Annotated in this window: 13 protein-coding genes, 12 tRNA genes and 3 rRNA genes; 18 read left to right on the top strand and 10 right to left on the bottom strand. The window is 43.1% G+C overall.

Annotated elements, in window-relative coordinates:
* Positions 1-11 precede the first annotated feature (11 nt).
* The gene (locus CHJ_RS02055) at positions 12-1,052 is read right to left on the bottom strand and encodes a type IV pilus twitching motility protein PilT (protein WP_317916738.1); all 1,041 of its coding nucleotides are present in this window, start codon (positions 1,050-1,052) and stop codon (positions 12-14) included.
* 24 nt (positions 1,053-1,076) lie between these two features.
* On the opposite strand from CHJ_RS02055, the gene CHJ_RS02050 reads away from it, so the two are divergent.
* From CHJ_RS02050 to hemW, 6 genes are all read left to right on the top strand, one after another.
* Positions 1,077-1,787, top strand: coding sequence for a YggS family pyridoxal phosphate-dependent enzyme (locus CHJ_RS02050; RefSeq protein WP_171755237.1), 711 nt, complete (start codon positions 1,077-1,079; stop codon positions 1,785-1,787).
* 23 nt (positions 1,788-1,810) lie between these two features.
* Complete coding sequence (proC, locus tag CHJ_RS02045; protein WP_317916737.1) at positions 1,811-2,629, top strand: pyrroline-5-carboxylate reductase; 819 nt, start codon at positions 1,811-1,813, stop codon at positions 2,627-2,629.
* A gap of 30 nt (positions 2,630-2,659) precedes the next feature.
* Positions 2,660-3,217, top strand: a complete 558-nt coding sequence (locus CHJ_RS02040) for a YggT family protein (protein WP_171755239.1) — start codon at positions 2,660-2,662, stop codon at positions 3,215-3,217.
* Entirely contained in the window at positions 3,217-3,504 is a 288-nt protein-coding gene (gene yggU, locus CHJ_RS02035; RefSeq protein WP_171755240.1) for a DUF167 family protein YggU, read from the top strand. The genes CHJ_RS02040 and yggU overlap by 1 nt, the downstream gene beginning before the upstream one ends.
* A 121-nt stretch (positions 3,505-3,625) precedes the next feature.
* Complete coding sequence (locus CHJ_RS02030) at positions 3,626-4,222, top strand: XTP/dITP diphosphatase (RefSeq protein ID WP_171755241.1); 597 nt, start codon at positions 3,626-3,628, stop codon at positions 4,220-4,222.
* The gene (hemW, locus tag CHJ_RS02025) at positions 4,223-5,386 is read left to right on the top strand and encodes a radical SAM family heme chaperone HemW (protein ID WP_317916736.1); all 1,164 of its coding nucleotides are present in this window, start codon (positions 4,223-4,225) and stop codon (positions 5,384-5,386) included.
* 90 nt (positions 5,387-5,476) lie between these two features.
* On the opposite strand, the gene glsB is transcribed toward hemW, so the two are convergent.
* A complete protein-coding gene (gene glsB / locus CHJ_RS02020; RefSeq protein WP_317918064.1) occupies positions 5,477-6,397 on the bottom strand; it encodes a glutaminase B in 921 nt (306 codons plus the stop codon).
* A 231-nt stretch (positions 6,398-6,628) separates the two neighbouring features.
* Complete coding sequence (gene trmB / locus CHJ_RS02015) at positions 6,629-7,348, bottom strand: tRNA (guanosine(46)-N7)-methyltransferase TrmB (protein WP_171755244.1); 720 nt, start codon at positions 7,346-7,348, stop codon at positions 6,629-6,631.
* A 165-nt stretch (positions 7,349-7,513) separates the two neighbouring features.
* On the opposite strand from trmB, the gene mutY reads away from it, so the two are divergent.
* The 12 genes from mutY to CHJ_RS01955 all read left to right on the top strand — a co-directional run bounded on the left by mutY (position 7,514) and on the right by CHJ_RS01955 (position 11,381).
* Complete coding sequence (gene mutY / locus CHJ_RS02010; RefSeq protein ID WP_171755245.1) at positions 7,514-8,566, top strand: A/G-specific adenine glycosylase; 1,053 nt, start codon at positions 7,514-7,516, stop codon at positions 8,564-8,566.
* A gap of 9 nt (positions 8,567-8,575) precedes the next feature.
* Positions 8,576-8,848, top strand: a complete 273-nt coding sequence (locus CHJ_RS02005; protein ID WP_171755246.1) for an oxidative damage protection protein — start codon at positions 8,576-8,578, stop codon at positions 8,846-8,848.
* Between the two features lie 49 nt (positions 8,849-8,897).
* Positions 8,898-10,040 (top strand): membrane-bound lytic murein transglycosylase MltC, encoded by a 1,143-nt coding sequence (gene mltC, locus CHJ_RS02000; RefSeq protein WP_317918063.1) that lies wholly within the window; start codon positions 8,898-8,900, stop codon positions 10,038-10,040.
* A gap of 114 nt (positions 10,041-10,154) precedes the next feature.
* Positions 10,155-10,230 (top strand) — tRNA-Phe (locus tag CHJ_RS01995).
* 53 nt (positions 10,231-10,283) lie between these two features.
* Positions 10,284-10,359, top strand: a tRNA-Thr gene (locus tag CHJ_RS01990).
* A gap of 7 nt (positions 10,360-10,366) precedes the next feature.
* Positions 10,367-10,442, top strand: a tRNA-Phe gene (locus CHJ_RS01985).
* Between the two features lie 34 nt (positions 10,443-10,476).
* Positions 10,477-10,552, top strand: a tRNA-Asn gene (locus tag CHJ_RS01980).
* Positions 10,553-10,900: 348 nt separating this feature from the next.
* A tRNA-Phe gene (locus tag CHJ_RS01975) sits at positions 10,901-10,976 on the top strand.
* Between the two features lie 44 nt (positions 10,977-11,020).
* Positions 11,021-11,096: transfer RNA gene (locus CHJ_RS01970), tRNA-Thr, on the top strand.
* A 24-nt stretch (positions 11,097-11,120) separates the two neighbouring features.
* A tRNA-Asn gene (locus CHJ_RS01965) sits at positions 11,121-11,196 on the top strand.
* A gap of 9 nt (positions 11,197-11,205) precedes the next feature.
* Positions 11,206-11,281: transfer RNA gene (locus CHJ_RS01960), tRNA-Thr, on the top strand.
* Between the two features lie 24 nt (positions 11,282-11,305).
* A tRNA-Asn gene (locus tag CHJ_RS01955) sits at positions 11,306-11,381 on the top strand.
* 1,283 nt (positions 11,382-12,664) lie between these two features.
* Here CHJ_RS01955 and CHJ_RS01950 read toward each other — a convergent pair.
* The 7 genes from CHJ_RS01950 to CHJ_RS01920 all read right to left on the bottom strand — a co-directional run bounded on the left by CHJ_RS01950 (position 12,665) and on the right by CHJ_RS01920 (position 20,380).
* Positions 12,665-12,741: transfer RNA gene (locus CHJ_RS01950), tRNA-Asp, on the bottom strand.
* Positions 12,742-12,835: 94 nt separating this feature from the next.
* Positions 12,836-12,951 (bottom strand): 5S ribosomal RNA (gene rrf / locus CHJ_RS01945).
* A 169-nt stretch (positions 12,952-13,120) separates the two neighbouring features.
* Positions 13,121-16,012: ribosomal RNA gene (locus CHJ_RS01940) — 23S ribosomal RNA — on the bottom strand.
* Positions 16,013-16,475: 463 nt separating this feature from the next.
* Positions 16,476-16,551: transfer RNA gene (locus CHJ_RS01935), tRNA-Ala, on the bottom strand.
* 123 nt (positions 16,552-16,674) lie between these two features.
* Positions 16,675-16,751: transfer RNA gene (locus CHJ_RS01930), tRNA-Ile, on the bottom strand.
* Between the two features lie 213 nt (positions 16,752-16,964).
* Positions 16,965-18,515: ribosomal RNA gene (locus tag CHJ_RS01925) — 16S ribosomal RNA — on the bottom strand.
* Together the 16S, 23S and 5S rRNA genes with 3 tRNA genes alongside form the textbook arrangement of a ribosomal RNA operon.
* A 611-nt stretch (positions 18,516-19,126) precedes the next feature.
* Positions 19,127-20,380 carry an HD-GYP domain-containing protein gene (locus tag CHJ_RS01920; protein WP_317916735.1) on the bottom strand — a complete coding sequence of 418 codons (1,254 nt, stop codon included), beginning with the start codon at positions 20,378-20,380 and terminating at the stop codon, positions 19,127-19,129.
* Between the last annotated feature and the right edge of the window lie 84 nt (positions 20,381-20,464).

Genomic DNA, 20,464 nt, shown 5'->3' with positions numbered 1-20,464 from the left:
AACCATCACCCTTAGCTAAATGTCTTATAGTCCATCTCTATTTTTTTACTCACCTCTTCCGCATCAACCAGTCCTTGCGAAATCAGTTTTCTCGCCCCTTGCTCCATGGTCATCATATTCGCAGCGGCACCAGTCTGAATAATAGAGTACATTTGCGCAACTTTGTCTTCACGTATTAAGTTTCGAATAGCGGGTGTTGCCATCATAATTTCGTGACAAGCCACCCGTCCTCCCCCAACTCGTTTTAGTAAACGTTGAGCAATCACCGCGGTTAATGATTCTGATAGCATTGACCGCACCATGGACTTATCACTTCCCGGAAATACATCAATAATACGGTCAACGGTTTTTGCCGCCGAGCTGGTATGGAGAGTAGCAAAGACCAAATGTCCCGTTTCTGCTGCGGTTAAAGCGAGGCTAATAGTCTCTTGATCTCGAAGCTCTCCCACTAAAATCACATCCGGGTCTTCACGTAACGCCGATCGCAATGCAGCCTGAAAACTGTGCGTATCTTTATGCACTTCTCTCTGGTTTATCAGGCACTTATTATTGCTATGAATAAATTCAATTGGATCTTCAATGGTTAATATATGTTTATTAAAACGTCGATTAACATGATCCACCATAGCCGCCAGCGTTGTAGACTTACCTGAGCCTGTAGGCCCTGTGACAAGTACCAGCCCCTTTTCCATTTCTGCTATCGAATGAAAAATATCCGGCGCATCCAACTGCTCTAAAGTAGGGATTTCATTTGGAATGGTACGAAATACCGCTGAGCAACCTCGGTTCTGGTTAAAGGCGTTGACACGAAAACGGCCTATTTTTGGCAGCTCAAAAGAAAAATCTAATTCTAATTTCCCTTCAAATTCGCTTTTCTGTGCGTCAGTCATAATGTCAAAAATCATTTGATGAACTTCAGAATGTCCCAAAGCAGGCACGCCGAGCTTTCTTACATCGCCATCAATACGTATCATAGGGGGAACACCCGCAGAAAGATGTAGATCTGATGCGTTATGCTTTACACTAAAATCAAGTAACTCAGAGATATCCATAACCGTTCCTCGAATAAGTTAATTATGTATAGTATTCAACAAAATATTGAACAGGTCACCAATCAGATTCGTATTGCTGAAAATAAATGCTGCCGTATTGAAAACTCGGTACAGCTTTTAGCCGTCAGTAAAACCAAACCAAACCAAGCCATTGAAGAGGCTATTGCCGCAGGCCAACTTCATTTCGGAGAGAACTACCCTCAAGAAGGCGTAGAAAAAGTCCGTCATTTCTCTCAGCATGATAAAGCCTCTCAACTTGTTTGGCACTTTATTGGTCCAATACAGTCAAACAAAACTAGACAAATTGCCGAGCATTTTGATTGGGTTCACTCTATCGACCGAAATAAAACAGCACAAAGGTTAAATGATCAAAGACCAGATACACTACCTCCTCTACAAGTGCTCATTCAAGTTAATACTAGTGGAGAGTCATCTAAGTCAGGTATAAATGAATCAGAAATATTTCAGCTTGCTGAGTTGATTTCTTCACTACCTAACCTTACGTTAAGAGGGTTGATGTCTATTCCTGCGAATGTAAGCGACTACTCTTCACAACTTGCTGCATTTAGCCAACTGGCGAAACTGAAGGATAGACTGGCAGAGAGCTACCCCAACATTGATACATTATCTATGGGGATGACAGGGGATATGGAGGCAGCGATTAAGGCTGGTAGCACGATAGTACGCATCGGTACTGCCATTTTCGGTGCAAGAGATTACTCAAAAAAATCATAATAAATTCAAGGAGAAGTCAGTCTATGGAAAACAGAAAAGTCACCTTTATTGGCTCTGGAAATATGAGTCGCTCCATTATTTCAGGTCTTACCGCTAGCGGTTTTAACGCAACCAATATTACTGCAACTGACCCGAATGAAGAGCAGAGAGATCTATTAACATCTTTGTATGGCATCCATACTGAAGAGGATAACCATATAGCCGCAGAAGAAGCAGATGTTATTGTTCTTGCAATAAAGCCGCAAATTATGGAGTTAGTTTGTGGTGCATTAACGGATATCGACTTCTCTAACAAATTAGTTATTTCTATCGCGGCAGGAATCTCAGCCCAACGACTGAATGAGTTTCTAGATTGTGACGTCAACCTTGTAAGAGTGATGCCTAATACACCCGCACTATTATCACAAGGCATGAGTGGCTTATATGCCACAGAAAAAGTGTCAGAGTCAGACAGAAACTTCGCAGGCAAACTAATGGAAGCCGTGGGGAAAATCTGTTGGGTTGAAAAAGAGTCGGATATAAACAACATCATTGCAGCGTCAGGCAGTGCACCTGCGTATTTTTTCCTATTTATGGAAGCAATGCATAACGAAGCGATGGCACAAGGCTTTGACAAGCAGACCGCTAGATTGCTCGTTCAACAATCAGCACTGGGAGCGGCAAAAATGGTTGAGGCCAACCCAGAAGTAGAGCTGTCAACATTGCGAGAACAGGTAACATCTAAAGGCGGTACAACCGCCGAAGCATTAAAAACATTTAACGAACATCAATTAACTGAAACCGTTGCAAAAGCTATGCAAGCGGCGGTATTACGCGCAGAAGAGATGGAAAAACTCTTCTAAACATCGCCTAAGAGATAACAAGGGTAAACAATGAATTCAATGAACTTTCTGATTTCCACCGTATTCGATCTATATATTATGGTGGTGCTATTGAGAATGTGGTTACAAGCCGCAAGAGCTGATTTTTATAATCCGTTTTCTCAATTTATCGTTAAAGCGACACAACCAGTGGTTGGGCCGCTACGCCGCATCATTCCATCCCTTGGAAGTATAGACTTAGCCACCTTGGTTTTTGCCTACCTGTTATGCGTAGTGAAATTTGTTGCCATCGTAATGATCGCCTCTGGTGGCAGCGCAGTTCTGGATATTAGCTTCCTACTGTTAGGTTTACTTTCACTATTAAAAGCGGCAGGTGGTCTTCTATTTTGGGTATTATTACTTCGAGCAATTATGAGCTGGATAAGCCAAGGCCGAAGCCCTATAGAGTATGTATTTATCCAGTTAACCGAGCCTATGCTCGCACCGATTAGAAACCGTCTGCCAGCCATGGGTGGGTTTGATTTAAGTGTATTAGTTTTATTTATTGCACTTCAGTTTGCCAACTTCTTAATGGGCGATTTTGTTGGACCTGTTTGGTTTCAGCTATAATGAACGCTGCTGTCATCCAAGGTGATGATCTAATTGTGAGACTTTATGTTCAACCAAAGGCAAGCCGAGACAAAATGATCGGTTTGCATGGCGAAGAACTAAAAATCGCCATTACAGCACCACCTATAGATGGCAAAGCAAATGAACATTTAACGAAATATTTGTCTAAACAGTTCAAAGTAGCAAAGAAAAACATTGCGATTGAAAAAGGAGAGTTAGGCCGTCATAAACAGGTGCGGATTCACTCTCCTTCTCACATTCCTGATATTGTTCAAGCTCTCATATGAGAGCTTTTTACGCTATACACATAAATAAAATGGTCAAACAGATAGATTAGCAAGTCGCCAATATACATTTGATCCTAAAGTGATTAGCACTGATATTATTTAACTCTAGTGAAATAACATAATGAAAAAAATCGTCTTAGCGACAGGCAACCAAGGTAAAGTAAAAGAGATGGCTCAACTGCTGACTGACTTTGGTTTTGATGTAAAAGCACAAAGTGAGTTTAATGTCTCCGATGTTGCAGAAACAGGCACAACATTTATTGAAAATGCCATCATAAAAGCAAGGCACGCCGCAAAAGAGACTGGGCTTCCCGCTATTGCAGATGATTCAGGTTTAGAAGTAGATTACCTACAAGGCGCTCCTGGTATCTACTCAGCACGCTATTCAGGAGAAGGCGCAACTGATCAAGCTAACTTAGAAAAGTTGCTCACTGAGCTTGAGGGAGTGCCTGAAGAACAAAGAACAGCTCGGTTCCATTGTGTTCTAGTGCTAATGAAGCATGAGAATGATCCTACACCGATCGTCTGTCATGGAAAGTGGCAGGGGCGGATTTTAACAGAACAGCACGGTAGCAACGGTTTTGGTTATGACCCAATATTCTGGGTGCCAGAATCTGAATGCGCAAGTGCTGAACTAGATGCTGCGGAGAAGAAAAAACTCTCGCATCGTGGCAAAGCCCTTAAGCAGCTGTTCAATACATTAGCAGAAGCAAACTAAATGCCGTTAACTCCGCCACCGCTAAGTCTATATGTTCATATCCCATGGTGTATTCAAAAATGCCCATACTGTGACTTTAATTCCCATGCGCTGAAAAGCGACATTCCAGAGCATCAATATATTGATGCTCTGATTGAAGATCTAGATACGGATATTGAGCGCTATCAATTACAGCAGAGTAAACGTCCCCTTCACTCAATATTTATTGGTGGCGGCACACCTAGTCTAATATCGCCTCAACAGATCGGCCGCTTGATTTCAGCAATAGAAAAGCGCTTTATTTTTGAAAGTGATATTGAGATCACCATGGAAGCCAACCCCGGCACCATTGAGGCAGAACGCTTTAAAGAGTACCGCAAAAATGGAGTTAGCCGAATTTCCATTGGAGTACAAAGTTTTGAACAACAGAAGCTTAAACGTTTAGGAAGAATCCATGGTAGTGAAGAAGCGGTTAAAGCGGCAAATTTAGCTCACCAAATCGGACTGAACAGCTTTAATCTAGATCTGATGCACGGACTACCTGATCAAAGTATTGAACAAGCGCTCAGCGATTTAGATAAAGCTATTGAGCTTCAGCCACCTCATTTATCTTGGTATCAATTAACTATTGAACCAAATACTCAGTTTCATTCAAAGCCACCGACTCTTCCTGATGATGATAAGCTCTGGGAAATATTTGAACAAGGCCATGAAAAATTAGCTCAGGCAGGTTATGTACAGTATGAGATATCTGGCTACAGTAAAGTTGGATACCAATGTCAGCACAATCTTAATTATTGGCAGTTTGGTGATTATATCGGTATTGGTTGTGGTGCTCACGGAAAACTCAGTTTTACCAATGGAAGAATCATCCGTACTACCAAAGTTAAGCATCCTCGCGGCTACTTAAACATGGTAAAACCTTATTTAGATAGCGAAACCGATGTAGCAGAGAGTGACCGACCATTTGAGTTTTTCATTAATCGTTTCCGCTTACTGCAACCTTGTCCGAAACAAGATTTCGTTAATTTTACTGGCCTCCCCTTAAGCTCTATTGAGCCAACCATCAGCCAAGCGATAGAAGAAGGCTACTTATCAGAAAGTGAGTTTGCTTGGCAGGTAACAGAGAAAGGACGCTTGTTTCTCAATGACTTGTTAGAATGCTTTATGGAGAGCGAGTTTTAAGCCTACCTCACCTCTATTGGAAATAAATCACAAGGCAAAGTCGTATTTTGCATTGCCTTGTGAAGCGTTTCTACAGATGAGTTCAGTCAACTAAAAAATGGATTTTCCTAACTTACTCGTCAGCATCTCTAACGCCGCAGTACCAGCCATCGAGTTTCCTGATTTATCAAGCTCTGGAGACCATACCGCAATGGTCATCTCTCTTGGAATAACTGCAATAATACCGCCACCAACGCCTGATTTACCGGGTACACCCACTCTGTAAGCGAAGTCTCCCGCACCATCATAAAGACCGCAGGTTGCTAATAGCGCATTGAGCTGCTTCGTTTGCAAAGAAGAGACAACTCTCTGGTTGGTTTGGCAAGAGATACCATCATTGGCAAGATAGCTAAATGTTTTCGCAAGCTCAACACAGCTCATTTTTAGCGCACATGCATGAAAATAGTTATTAAGCACAGGGATAACATCATTATTAAAGTTACCAAACGAGCGCATTAGATAGGCGATCGCAGCATTTCTGTCGCTGTGCATCATTTCTGAGGCGGCAACAATTTTGTCATAGACAATATGTTGATCACCAGACAACTGACGCACAAACTCAAGCAACCGCTGCTTAGGGGCAGATAAACGACTGAACAAAAGGTCACAGACGACTATTGCTCCAGCATTGATAAACGGGTTTCTCGGAATCCCCTGCTCTAGCTCTAGCTGGATCATTGAGTTAAAAGCCTGACCAGACGGCTCTTTACCGACTCTGTGCCACATTTCTTCCGGTTTATACAGTGCCATTGCTAACGTTAAACACAATACTTTAGAAATAGATTGGATGGAGAAGGTTTCATCAGCATCACCAGCCTTCACTATTTCACCACTAGGTAAACAGACAGCAATCCCTAGTTTGTTGTTAGATACTCGCGCTAAAGCCGGTATATAGTCCGCAACCTTGCCTTTGCCAATGTATAACTTTGCGTCATTAACAATATCAATCAGTTCATCTTGGGTGGGGCTAATATGAGTTGAGGTGCTTGAAGTGGACATGATTACCCTCAAGTAGAGCTGATCATCGTAGATGATAGCTCGATAGGTAGTGATAAAGCAGCGTAGATGACAATCATTGAAATCTCTACCTACTTAACAACAGGCCTCCTTGCCTATACTATTTTTTAAACCAATATACCCACTAGCAAAGTTTATATATCGCATAAATACGCTTAAACAGAGTAGTGGGTAAGTTAAAAACGATTAAGAGATACGTTTATATTTAATATCCCACACACCATGACCTAATCGATGGCCACGTGCTTCAAATTTGGTTAATGGTCTATCTTCTGGACGAGGAATATAATCACCGTCCGTCGCAATATTTTGATAGCAAGGCGCTTGGTTCATCACTTCAATCATATGCTCAGCATAATTTTCCCAGTCCGTTGCCATATGGAAAATGCCTTGATCAATTTTTAATTTCTGACGAACCATCTCTGCAAACTGAGACTGAACAATACGACGTTTGTGGTGACGTTTTTTATGCCATGGGTCAGGGAAGAATAACTGTAATGTATCAAGCGAACTATCAGGAATCATGTTGGCAAACACTTCAACAGCATCGTGGCACATAACTCGTAAATTCGTCACATTCGCTTCCTGAGCTGCGCTTAAACATGCACCAACACCCGGGCTATGTACTTCTATACCTATAAAGTTTTTTTCTGGTGCGTTTTTAGCCATTTCAACTAAAGATGCGCCCATACCAAAACCAATTTCCAGAACAACTGGGTGAGTATTACCAAATACTTCCTGCCAATCTAACAGTTCATCTTTATAATCTATCCCCATTGTTGGCCAACACTCTTTTAAAGCGTTTTCCTGACCTTTAGTTAAACGTCCTTCACGACGGACAAAGCTACGTACTTTACGTACTAATTTGCCATCTTCGGTATATTCGTTAGTGGTCACTTCACTCATTGATTTTGCCTGTTCATTGTTCAATCAAAGCGGGGATTATCCAAAGAATTTGCGGAGGTGCAAGTTTTTCTCTCAATTCTTTAATATCCACACTTTTTGTCTGTTTTACAGCGAGCTCTAATTGTGGTGCAATTCTGCTTCAATTAAAACAGTAAAGAGGTCACTGTGACGTCATTTTCGACAGCTATTTTAGCTTGGTATGATAATTTCGGCCGAAAAGAGCTGCCTTGGCAACAAAATAAAACACTTTATAAGGTCTGGCTGTCTGAAATAATGCTCCAGCAGACCCAAGTTGCAACCGTTATTCCTTACTTTAACCGATTTATTCAACGTTTCCCTACGATAAGTGATTTAGCAAACGCCAAACAGGATGAAGTTCTACACCTCTGGACTGGTCTCGGCTATTACGCGAGAGCAAGAAACCTACATAAAGCCGCACAAATAGTAGCGTCGGACTACAATGGGCAGTTTCCACAACACTTTGATGCTGTGCATGCTCTCCCCGGTATTGGTCGTTCAACGGCAGCGGCTATTTTGTCTTCTGTTCTCAACCAACCCTATGCCATTCTCGATGGAAATGTGAAACGAACTCTGGCTCGCTGCTTTGCAGTTGAAGGTTGGCCGGGGAAAAAACAGGTAGAAAATCAATTATGGGATATTGCTGAAAAATACACACCAACATCTCATGTCGATAATTACAATCAAGCCATGATGGATATGGGAGCGCTAATATGTACTCGCAGCAAACCCAAATGTACTCTCTGTCCCATTGAAGACTTTTGCCTAGCTAAACGTCAAAATCGACAACTCGATTTCCCTGGCAAAAAGCCAAAAAAAGAGAAACCCGTTCGAGAAACGTGGTTCATTATTCTCAGTTATCAAGATCAAGTGTGGCTGGAACAAAGGCCTCAATCCGGCATTTGGGGAGGATTATATAGTTTTCCTGAACATAGTAGTGATGCGATTGAAGAGCAACTTGATAAGAAATCAGTCCAACAAAGTATGATCGTCGACCAACAGAAGTTGATCGCATTTCGCCACACATTTAGCCATTACCATCTCGATATCACACCAATTCTAGTGAAACTAGACCAACAACCCAGTCAAATAATGGAAGGTTATCAAGGTCTCTGGTATAACATATCTCAACCAGAAGAGATCGGCTTAGCTGCACCAGTAAAACAGTTACTTGAAAGCCTACCATCTGAATTAAATTAAGGAGAAGTTATGAGCCGCACCGTTTTTTGTGCTCGTTTAGAAAAAGAAGCTGAAGGGCTCGACTTTCAGCTCTATCCCGGCGATTTAGGAAAGCGTATATTCGATAACATTTCTAAAGAAGCATGGGGCCAATGGCAAAGCAAACAGACCATGCTAATCAATGAAAAAAAACTAAATATGATGGATCCTGAACATCGCCAATTACTAGAAAGCGAAATGGTAAGGTTTCTTTTTGAAGGCGAAGAGATCGTCATTGATGGCTATACCCCACCAAGTGAATAACAACAATGATATTAAAGATGGCTTATGGCCATCTTTTTCAATATTAACTATGAAGAAATTTATCTGTTTTATTTTAGCTTTTAGCTTACTCGGCTGTAGTAGAGAGTTCGTAGAAGAACACCTCTATAGCATCGATTACGAGCCAACCAACCGCTTTGCCAAAAATCTAGCCTCGCTACCAGGCCAATTCCAAAAAGATACCGCAGCCTTAGATGCGTTAATTCATAGTTTTTCAGGCAGTATAGAAAAACGTTGGGGAAAAAATGAGATTCGTATTGCCGGTAAAGTCAATTATGTTAAATATATCGACAACTACCTCAGCCGTTCGGAAGTCAATTTCTCCAATGGCGTTATTCTGGTTGAAACAGTCTCTCCCACTGAGCCTAAAAAACATTTAAAGAACGCGATTATAACCACGCTCCTTACCCCGGATGATCCTGCAAACGTCGATTTATTCTCCTCCTCTTCTATCACATTAGAAGGACAACCATTTTTATATCGACAAGTCGTAGATCAAGAAAACAAACCAATACAGTGGTCTTGGAGAGCCAGTCGATTTGCCGACTATCTCATAGCGAATCAACTAAAAACAAAAACCGTAGACTTTAAAAAATCTTACTATGTGGAAATTCCCATGGTTAAAGATCACTATGAACTACGCAGTTACAAGTACGCAGATATTGTTCAGCGGGCTTCTCGACGCTATGACATTCCAGAAGATCTTATCTACGCCATCATCAAAACAGAGAGTAGTTTTAACCCTTACGCAGTTAGTTGGGCTAACGCGTATGGCCTAATGCAAGTTGTTCCTAAAACAGCAGGAGCAGATGTATTTAAACTCGTTAAAAAAAGGTCAGGAACACCATCGCCTGAGTATTTGTTCAACCCAGAGAACAACATTGATACCGGAACCGCCTATTTCTATATACTAAAAAATAGATACCTTAAAAATGTACGCAACTCACTCTCTCTCGAATACAGCATGATATCTGCGTACAATGGAGGAACGGGAGGCGTATTAAACACATTTGATAGAGGCAGCCGTACAAGAGCAATGAGCAAACTCAATTCACTACAACCAAATCAAGTGTATTGGGCTCTAACCAAAAAACATGCCAATAAAGAATCTCGTAGATACTTGGAAAAAGTGACCAAATATAAAAAGGCCTTTAATTCAGAAAACAACGGATAACTGGCTATTAGAAAGACAAATTGGCTAAAATCACGGCAACCAATCACTTTTTTGTTATTTTTTTCAAAAACAAGTTGACGTTGGCCCTGAAAATCCGTTTAATAGCGCTCCGTTGCCCGGATAGCTCAGTCGGTAGAGCAGAGGATTGAAAATCCTCGTGTCGGTGGTTCGATTCCGCCTCCGGGCACCATATTTAATTTTGGTGTCTTTGATATCAAAAGAAAAAAGCAAAGAATAAAGCGTGCCGACTTAGCTCAGTAGGTAGAGCAACTGACTTGTAATCAGTAGGTCACCAGTTCGATTCCGGTAGTCGGCACCATTCTTTTGCCTCGATAGCTCAGTCGGTAGAGCAGAGGATTGAAAATCCTCGTGTCGGTGGTTCGATTCCGCCTCGAGGCACCATATTTTATATGCTCAATCGTATTGGGCACATAATTCCCCCTTAGTTCAGTTGGTAGAACGGCGGACTGTTAATCCGTATGTCGCAAGTTCAAGTCTTGCAGGGGGAGCCACTTTTAAAAAGCCATCTCATTGAGATGGCTTTTTTTATGCCTTTTCTACAATAGTCCGCCATTACTCCTATCCAATTTCAACCGTCATTGCCTTTCAATAAAAACAGCAAAATTAACATCGAGAAACTCATCACTGCTTTTAGCTGTTTTATAACAAACAACTTACAATTATTGGCATCGAATCTGAACTCAAACCGCATAGCGGGCACCTTTAAGAGTTTACTTTTAATACATTGCCAGCCAACAAAGCTCAAAAACAGAGCGTTAAGTATAGAAAATCAACAAACACACTTTTTTTTGCATTTTTCTATTGACGTTAAAGCGTAAAAACCGTTTAATACAGCCCACGCCCGGATAGCTCAGTCGGTAGAGCAGAGGATTGAAAATCCTCGTGTCGGTGGTTCGATTCCGCCTCCGGGCACCATATTCTGTTTTGGTGCAATTGCAGCTTAACAAAAAAATTAATGAGCCGACTTAGCTCAGTAGGTAGAGCAACTGACTTGTAATCAGTAGGTCACCAGTTCGATTCCGGTAGTCGGCACCATTAATTTATATGAAAAGAGATAATTCCCCCTTAGTTCAGTTGGTAGAACGGCGGACTGTTAATCCGTATGTCGCAAGTTCAAGTCTTGCAGGGGGAGCCATTTTCTGGAGCCGACTTAGCTCAGTAGGTAGAGCAACTGACTTGTAATCAGTAGGTCACCAGTTCGATTCCGGTAGTCGGCACCATTTATTCATATATAAAAAGATAATTCCCCCTTAGTTCAGTTGGTAGAACGGCGGACTGTTAATCCGTATGTCGCAAGTTCAAGTCTTGCAGGGGGAGCCACTTTTAGAAAGCCATCTCATTGAGATGGCTTTTTTGCATTTGTAATCATCAGAAATCAATCATTACTCTTCCTATAAGCTACGCTAAGCCTAAAAAAGAGTAATACCAAACCACCATAATAACTTCCCTCTTAACTTTATTAGAAAGCCTTACAGCCTGACTAAGGGATATCTCTGACATCTGCTTTATCCATGCTTACATCATCAGGCCCGTAAACTTGTCCACTCAAAGATAAAAAACACCTCAAACGCTATACATCGATTATTAAACATTGAGTATTAAACATTAACTAAAGGAGAAAATGACCCAGTAATAGATATCGGCAAAAGAACCTTAGACCAAGGAACGCTTACATTGATAATTACCGATAGTAAATGTCATCAAACTTTCTCTTTGATCTGTGTTACTTAGCGCAATAGAAAATAATTAAATGTATTTCCGCTAAAAAGAAACACGCTTATAAAACATCAAGCGAATTCTAATAGCATAGTAAATCGTTGTACAGCACGCTATTCTCTTTTACATCAATAGAACCCCTTCTATCATCTTTACTGACAATCAGCCTTAGACGGACGCTATGAGCGCGATAACAACAAAGGAAACAGCATCATTACCAGAAATCTATAACATAGTTATAGAGCTTCGTACGAACTAAAAATAGCATTAACATTTCTGGCTAAAGACATCCGGTTGTTAATTCAAACAACAAGCTCAGAACTGGCGACTACTCGGGCCTTAAACTGGCAAGCCGCACTCTCAAATGAAAGCTAATTCATTGAGGGCAGAGATCGAATACACAATCACTCTACATACACAAAAGCCTTAGCATCTCTGCTAAGGCTTACTTTCTAATTCCTAAGAATAAGTGGCGGAGTGGAGTGGACGAGACTCGAACCCGCGAAGCCTTCGGCAGCGTGACAGGCTGCTTTCTCTAACAAAGAGGCTAACCAACTGAACTACCGCTCCGCTGCCCACTTTGCTAGAACTAACCATTGGTATTTTTTATAACCGCTTAAACACAAAAAAGCCTTAACATCTCTGCTAAGGCTTACTGTTCTTATTCCTAAGAATAAATGGCGGAGTGGACGGGACTCCCTACTCCTTGAAAACAAGCTCGCCCCCCGGCGTGACAGGCCACTTTCCCTAACAAAAAAGCTAACCAACTGAACTACCACTCTATTGTCCACTACTAGAACTAACCATTAGTATTTTTATAGCCGCATAAACGCAAAAAAGCCTCAGCATTTCTGCTAAGGCTTACTGTTCTTATTCCTAAGAATAAATGGCGGAGTGGACGGGACTCGAACCCGCGACCCCCGGCGTGACAGGCCGGTATTCTAACCAACTGAACTACCACTCCACATGGTATCTTTTACTAAATAAAGACTGACAATCTATCTGCTTTATTCAGTTTTGCCTTCAGATTTGTTCAAAATCTGAAAACAAGTAAATAAGCCTGGCGATGTCCTACTCTCACATGGGGAAACCCCACACTACCATCGGCGCTATTGCGTTTCACTTCTGAGTTCGGCATGGAATCAGGTGGGTCCACAATGCTATGGTCGCCAAGCAAAATTTGGATAAATACCCCTAAAAGGGATATTTAATAATCTGGAAAACTAACTTTAAAAGTTCTTTACACATTCAATGTTCTATTTGAGTCCACGACCTACACGAATGTAGGAAGTGCTGATGATTGTCTGGAACAATCTCAGTAAACAAAACCCCTTGGGTGTTGTATGGTTAAGCCTCACGGGCAATTAGTACAGGTTAGCTCAACGCCTCACAACGCTTACACACCCTGCCTATCAACGTCGTAGTCTACGACAACCCTTTAGGATACTTAAAGTATCAGGGAGAACTCATCTCAAGGCTCGCTTCGCGCTTAGATGCTTTCAGCGCTTATCGATTCCGAACTTAGCTACCGGGCAATGCCATTGGCATGACAACCCGAACACCAGAGGTTCGTCCACTCCGGTCCTCTCGTACTAGGAGCAGCCCCTTTCAATTCTCCAACGCCCACGGCAGATAGGGACCGAACTGTCTCACGACGTTCTAAACCCAGCTCGCGTACCACTTTAAATGGCGAACAGCCATACCCTTGGGACCGACTTCAGCCCCAGGATGTGATGAGCCGACATCGAGGTGCCAAACACCGCCGTCGATATGAACTCTTGGGCGGTATCAGCCTGTTATCCCCGGAGTACCTTTTATCCGTTGAGCGATGGCCCTTCCATTCAGAACCACCGGATCACTATGACCTGCTTTCGCACCTGCTCGAATTGTCATTCTCGCAGTCAAGCGGGCTTATGCCATTGCACTAACCACACGATGTCCAACCGTGTTTAGCCCACCTTCGTGCTCCTCCGTTACTCTTTGGGAGGAGACCGCCCCAGTCAAACTACCCACCAGGCACTGTCCTCATCCCCGATTAGGGGACTAAGTTAGAACATCAACACTACAAGGGTGGTATTTCAAGGTTGACTCCACTCCATCTAGCGACGAAGTTTCAAAGTCTCCCACCTATCCTACACATGTAGGGTCAATGTTCAGTGCCAAGCTGTAGTAAAGGTTCACGGGGTCTTTCCGTCTAGCCGCGGGTACACTGCATCTTCACAGCGATTTCAATTTCACTGAGTCTCGGGTGGAGACAGCGTGGCCATCATTACGCCATTCGTGCAGGTCGGAACTTACCCGACAAGGAATTTCGCTACCTTAGGACCGTTATAGTTACGGCCGCCGTTTACCGGGGCTTCGATCAAGAGCTTCGACCTAAGTCTAACCCCATCAATTAACCTTCCGGCACCGGGCAGGCGTCACACCGTATACGTCATCTTGCGATTTTGCACAGTGCTGTGTTTTTAATAAACAGTTGCAGCCACCTGGTATCTGCGACTTCCGATAGCTCCATCCGCGAGGGACTTCACCGTCAGAAGCGTACCTTCTCCCGAAGTTACGGTACCATTTTGCCTAGTTCCTTCACCCGAGTTCTCTCAAGCGCCTTGGTATTCTCTACCCGACCACCTGTGTCGGTTTGGGGTACGATTTCTTACAATCTGAAGCTTAGAGGCTTTTCCTGGAAGCATGGCATCAATGACTTCACGCCCTTGGGCGCTCGACATCGGGTCTCAGCCTTAATGATTTCCCGGATTTACCTAAGAAATCAGCCTACACCCTTGAACCTGGACAACCGTCGCCAGGCCCACCTAGCCTTCTCCGTCCCCCCATCGCAATTGTAAGAAGTACGGGAATATTAACCCGTTTCCCATCGACTACGCCTTTCGGCCTCGCCTTAGGGGTCGACTTACCCTGCCCCGATTAACGTTGGACAGGAACCCTTGGTCTTCCGGCGTGGGGGTTTTTCACCCCCATTATCGTTACTCATGTCAGCATTCGCACTTCTGATACCTCCAGCAAACCTTACAGTTCACCTTCAACGGCTTACAGAACGCTCCCCTACCCAATACTCAAAAGAGCATTGCCGCAGCTTCGGTGTATAGCTTAGCCCCGTTACATCTTCCGCGCAGGCCGACTCGACCAGTGAGCTATTACGCTTTCTTTAAATGATGGCTGCTTCTAAGCCAACATCCTGGCTGTCTGAGCCTTCCCACATCGTTTCCCACTTAGCTATACTTTGGGACCTTAGCTGGCGGTCTGGGTTGTTTCCCTCTCCACGACGGACGTTAGCACCCGCCGTGTGTCTCCCGGATAGTACTTACTGGTATTCGGAGTTTGCAAAGGGTTGGTAAGTCGGGATGACCCCCTAGCCTTAACAGTGCTCTACCCCCAGTAGTATTCGTCCGAGGCGCTACCTAAATAGCTTTCGGGGAGAACCAGCTATCTCCAGGTTTGATTGGCCTTTCACCCCTAGCCACAAGTCATCCGCTAATTTTTCAACATTAGTCGGTTCGGTCCTCCAGTTGATGTTACTCAACCTTCAACCTGCCCATGGCTAGATCACCTGGTTTCGGGTCTATACCTAGCAACTCGACGCCCAGTTAAGACTCGGTTTCCCTACGGCTCCCCTAATCGGTTAACCTTGCTACTAAATATAAGTCGCTGACCCATTATACAAAAGGTACGCAGTCACCCCACAAAGGAGGCTCCTACTGCTTGTACGTACACGGTTTCAGGTTCTATTTCACTCCCCTCACAGGGGTTCTTTTCGCCTTTCCCTCACGGTACTGGTTCACTATCGGTCAGTCAGTAGTATTTAGCCTTGGAGGATGGTCCCCCCATATTCAGACAGGATATCACGTGTCCCGCCCTACTCGATTTCACTGATTGTACGTTGTCGGTTACGGGGCTATCACCCTTTATTGCGAGACTTTCCAGACTCTTCACCTGACGCACTAAAAGCTTAAGGGCTAATCCAATTTCGCTCGCCGCTACTTTCGGAATCTCGGTTGATTTCTACTCCTCCGGGTACTTAGATGTTTCAGTTCCCCGGGTTTGCCTCATTAACCTATGTATTCAGTTAATGATACATGCTTATGCATGTGGGTTTCCCCATTCGGAAATCGTAGACTCAAGTGGCTTTTACTGCCTAATCTACGCTTATCGCAAGTTAATACGTCCTTCATCGCCTCTGACTGCCAAGGCATCCACCGTGTACGCTTAGTCACTTAACCATACAACCCCAAAGGGTCTTGCTTGGTCTTTTCGATTTATTCTGCATTGCTTATTTTATTTGCTTGGTCACAATCAGACGATTGCTCCCGGCGTCAAATAAAAACGCGCTTTGCCTAAATCAAAAATCCACGTCGCAATACAGTTTGAACTGTAGTATGAGCAACCAAGGTTTAGTGCTGTCTCTTTATTATGAGCGAGACAGCTTTCGATTTTGCCGGACTCAAATATAAACAGCATTACTATGTAATGTTGCTTCCAAGAACACTTGAATGTGTGTTGGTACCTAATTCTTTCAAAGAAAGAGTTAGGATTTGAGAACTTTTAAATTAGATAACAATCAATCAAATTGTTATCTGTCAGCTTTCCAAATTGTTAAAGAGCAAAGATTTTTTCTACTTAAAGAAATAAACCATTTTTAAGAACACTTAAGTCTTTTACTTAAAAAAGAAATGTACTTAAAGATGGTGGAGCTATGCGGGATCGAACCGCAGACCTCCTGCGTGCAAGGCAGGCGCTCTCCCAGCTGAGCTATAACCCCATCAGTGGGTGTTTCTTTTGATAACTCATAATATGTTGATTAAATCTTTCTTATTTGAGGCAAGTTATGAGGAAGCATATTGAAATATGCGACGATTAACTTAACGAAAAAGAAGGAAGATTTTGGTGGGTCTGAGTGGACTTGAACCACCGACCTCCCGCTTATCAGGCGAGCGCTCTAACCAGCTGAGCTACAGACCCATTCTAACTCGTTCTTTTTGCTTGACTCTTCGTTGTGCTGCCTATCCTCGCTCAGTCACATACTTTTGTATGCTCCTTTACTCGTCAGTTGCACGCCTCGATTCAACCAAAAATCCCGTCGTTATAAACTCAATAAGTCTGAGTTATCTTTCTCTTTGCTTTTCTAAACCATATCAATCTGTGTGGACACTCATAAACGAGCAATCTTCGTATTAAGGAGGTGATCCAGCCCCAGGTTCCCCTAGGGCTACCTTGTTACGACTTCACCCCAGTCATGAACCACAAAGTGGTAAGCGTCCCCCCGAAGGTTAAACTACCTACTTCTTTTGCAGCCCACTCCCATGGTGTGACGGGCGGTGTGTACAAGGCCCGGGAACGTATTCACCGTAGCATTCTGATCTACGATTACTAGCGATTCCGACTTCATGGAGTCGAGTTGCAGACTCCAATCCGGACTACGACGCACTTTTTGGGATTCGCTCACTTTCGCAAGTTGGCTGCCCTCTGTATGCGCCATTGTAGCACGTGTGTAGCCCTACTCGTAAGGGCCATGATGACTTGACGTCGTCCCCACCTTCCTCCGGTTTATCACCGGCAGTCTCCCTGAAGTTCCCACCCGAAGTGCTGGCAATCAAGGATAAGGGTTGCGCTCGTTGCGGGACTTAACCCAACATTTCACAACACGAGCTGACGACAGCCATGCAGCACCTGTCTCAGAGCTCCCGAAGGCACACCTGCGTCTCCGCTGGCTTCTCTGGATGTCAAGAGTAGGTAAGGTTCTTCGCGTTGCATCGAATTAAACCACATGCTCCACCGCTTGTGCGGGCCCCCGTCAATTCATTTGAGTTTTAATCTTGCGACCGTACTCCCCAGGCGGTCTACTTAACGCGTTAGCTCCGAAAGCCACGGCTCAAGGCCACAACCTCCAAGTAGACATCGTTTACGGCGTGGACTACCAGGGTATCTAATCCTGTTTGCTCCCCACGCTTTCGCATCTGAGTGTCAGTATCTGTCCAGGGGGCCGCCTTCGCCACTGGTATTCCTTCAGATCTCTACGCATTTCACCGCTACACCTGAAATTCTACCCCCTCTACAGTACTCTAGTTTGCCAGTTTCAAATGACCTTCCCAGGTTGAGCCTGGGGCTTTCACATCTGACTTAACAAACCACCTGCATGCGCTTTACGCCCAGTAATTCCGATTAACGCTCGCACCCTCCGTATTACCGCGGCTGCTGGCACGGAGTTAGCCGGTGCTTCTTCTGTCGCTAACGTCAAATAATTGCGCTATTAACGCAACTACCTTCCTCACGACTGAAAGTGCTTTACAACCCGAAGGCCTTCTTCACACACGCGGCATGGCTGCATCAGGCTTGCGCCCATTGTGCAATATTCCCCACTGCTGCCTCCCGTAGGAGTCTGGACCGTGTCTCAGTTCCAGTGTGGCTGATCATCCTCTCAGACCAGCTAGAGATCGTCGCCTTGGTGAGCCATTACCTCACCAACTAGCTAATCTCACTTAGGCTTATCCAATCGCAGAAGGCCCGAAGGTCCCCTCTTTTCCCCCGTAGGGCGTATGCGGTATTAGCTATCGTTTCCAATAGTTATCCCCCTCGACTGGGCAAATTCCTAAGCATTACTCACCCGTCCGCCGCTCGACGTCCAATAAATCATCCGAAGAATCTTTATTGCCGTTTCCGCTCGACTTGCATGTGTTAGGCCTGCCGCCAGCGTTCAATCTGAGCCATGATCAAACTCTTCAATTTAAAGTTTTGATTTTGTTTCTCTATAAAGAGAAACGGGACTCAACGAATACTGACTTCAAAACTGCTCTTACTCGAAAGTAAGAAGTAATTTTAAAGCTATTATCATTCCAACAGAATGATAATGAATTGACTGTGCTCGATAGCCATTTCTAATAAAAGAAGTGCTATCAAATTGGTCACTCAGTTCATTGAAACCGTTGTTGATTTCGTGCTCGAAAGCAGAGAATCATCTTCGATTGTCATCAACGAGTGCCCACACAGATTGATAGGTTTAAATTGTTAAAGAGCGTTGCTTTAAGTAAGCGGGTTAGCTTCTCAAAGCGGACGGCCATTTTAGCGAGTTAGCCTTCAGTGTCAAACACTTTTTACAATTTTATTTCACTTTAAAAAGTAACATAAAATAAGTTGGCTAAAAGCTTTGGGACCTTGCTGTCATTAGCGCATTAAGAATAATGTTTGCTGCGACAACGGAGGCGAATTATAGGGAGAGAATTAAACTTAGCAACCTATTTCTTCAAATTATTTCGGTTTTTTTTCAATTTAGTTGATATACAGGTTTACGCACTGATAAAGCACAACTTATCCACTTATTCCTGTGGATAAGTAAGCCATTACTCATCATTATCAAAAAAATAGGAAATTCGTGAACGGGGATTTAAATACTCTCGAATCGCATCTGGTAACTTACTTGGTAAAATTGCTGCAACTATTTTTGTGTCTTTATCCGCTAAATCAATGATAGGGGCTTGGGTACGAGGTACGTTGGCATCATAAAGAAGTACGTTAGGAAAAAGTATGTTGCCGCTATTCACTGAAATAACCAATCCAACCATATTGTTGGATAGCTTAACTACCGTTCCCGGCGGGTAAACTCCCATCAGCTTGATCAACACATTTAGATTATCTTGATTATATAGATGCTTTTGATTCTTATATAAATAGGATAAAGCTTTATATGGAATTTTCTGTTCAGAGACTATATTGCCATGACATAGATTGTCATAAGCATTCGCCAACGCAATAATCTGCGCAGCACTATCAATCTGCTCACCTTTAATACCGTCGGGGTAACCCGAGCCATCTAGCATTTCATGATGTTGATAAATGATCTTTTTTGTCGACTCAGGAAAATCCTCGATAGCATCCGCCATATCTAAGCCATACTTAGGATGCAATTTGAGGTAGTTTTCTTCAGGCTCACTTAGCCGAGTTGTTTTTCTTAAGATGGCGGTAGGTATTTTTATTTTGCCAATATCATGAAACAGAGCACCGAAAGCAATGCTTTTAATCTCTTCAGATTCTAAGCCTTTACTCTTAGCTATCATCATAGCCAATATCGACACATTCAGTGAATGAAAGTAGATATCTTCAAAATCATTTTTACCATTCATTAGATGCAGTGTGACATTATCATCCGACATTAACTTATCGACAATATCTTGCACCATCGCCATAGCTTCTGAAATGGCTGTTTCTGGTCTATTCCGTATTTTACTCATCACCGAACGTAATTGAGACAATGAACGTTCAAAATCTTTTTCACAGGAGATCACTCGACGTCGGTAAGCATTTAACTTATCAATACGAGCTTGCTTCTCATCCCACATTTTCTGCGCTTCTGTATCAATATTATCCTGCTTAACCTCTTTTACTTCACTTTTTTCTACAGCAGGAAGAGGCGCACAATCACTCTGATTTGGGTCTATATAAACGTGTTGAATTCCGAGATGCTTAATGATGTCGATCTGTTCTTGAGTTTTTAACTTAAAGCTATTGAAAAGAAAGGGGTGCTCATTCCACTTCACTGGCAAACGAACATAGAGACCCGGTTTAATTCTATCAACGGTGATCTTAATATTTGCCACAATCTACACGATTCCCTCTTTATTTATACTAAGCGTAATTCTAGCCATATCGACCAAAAATATCATCTTAAATAAAACAAGTAT

This window comes from Vibrio sp. MACH09 (assembly GCF_033238805.1).
Taxonomy (GTDB): Bacteria; Pseudomonadota; Gammaproteobacteria; order Enterobacterales; family Vibrionaceae; genus Vibrio.
This window is presented reverse-complemented; position numbering and strand designations above follow the sequence as displayed.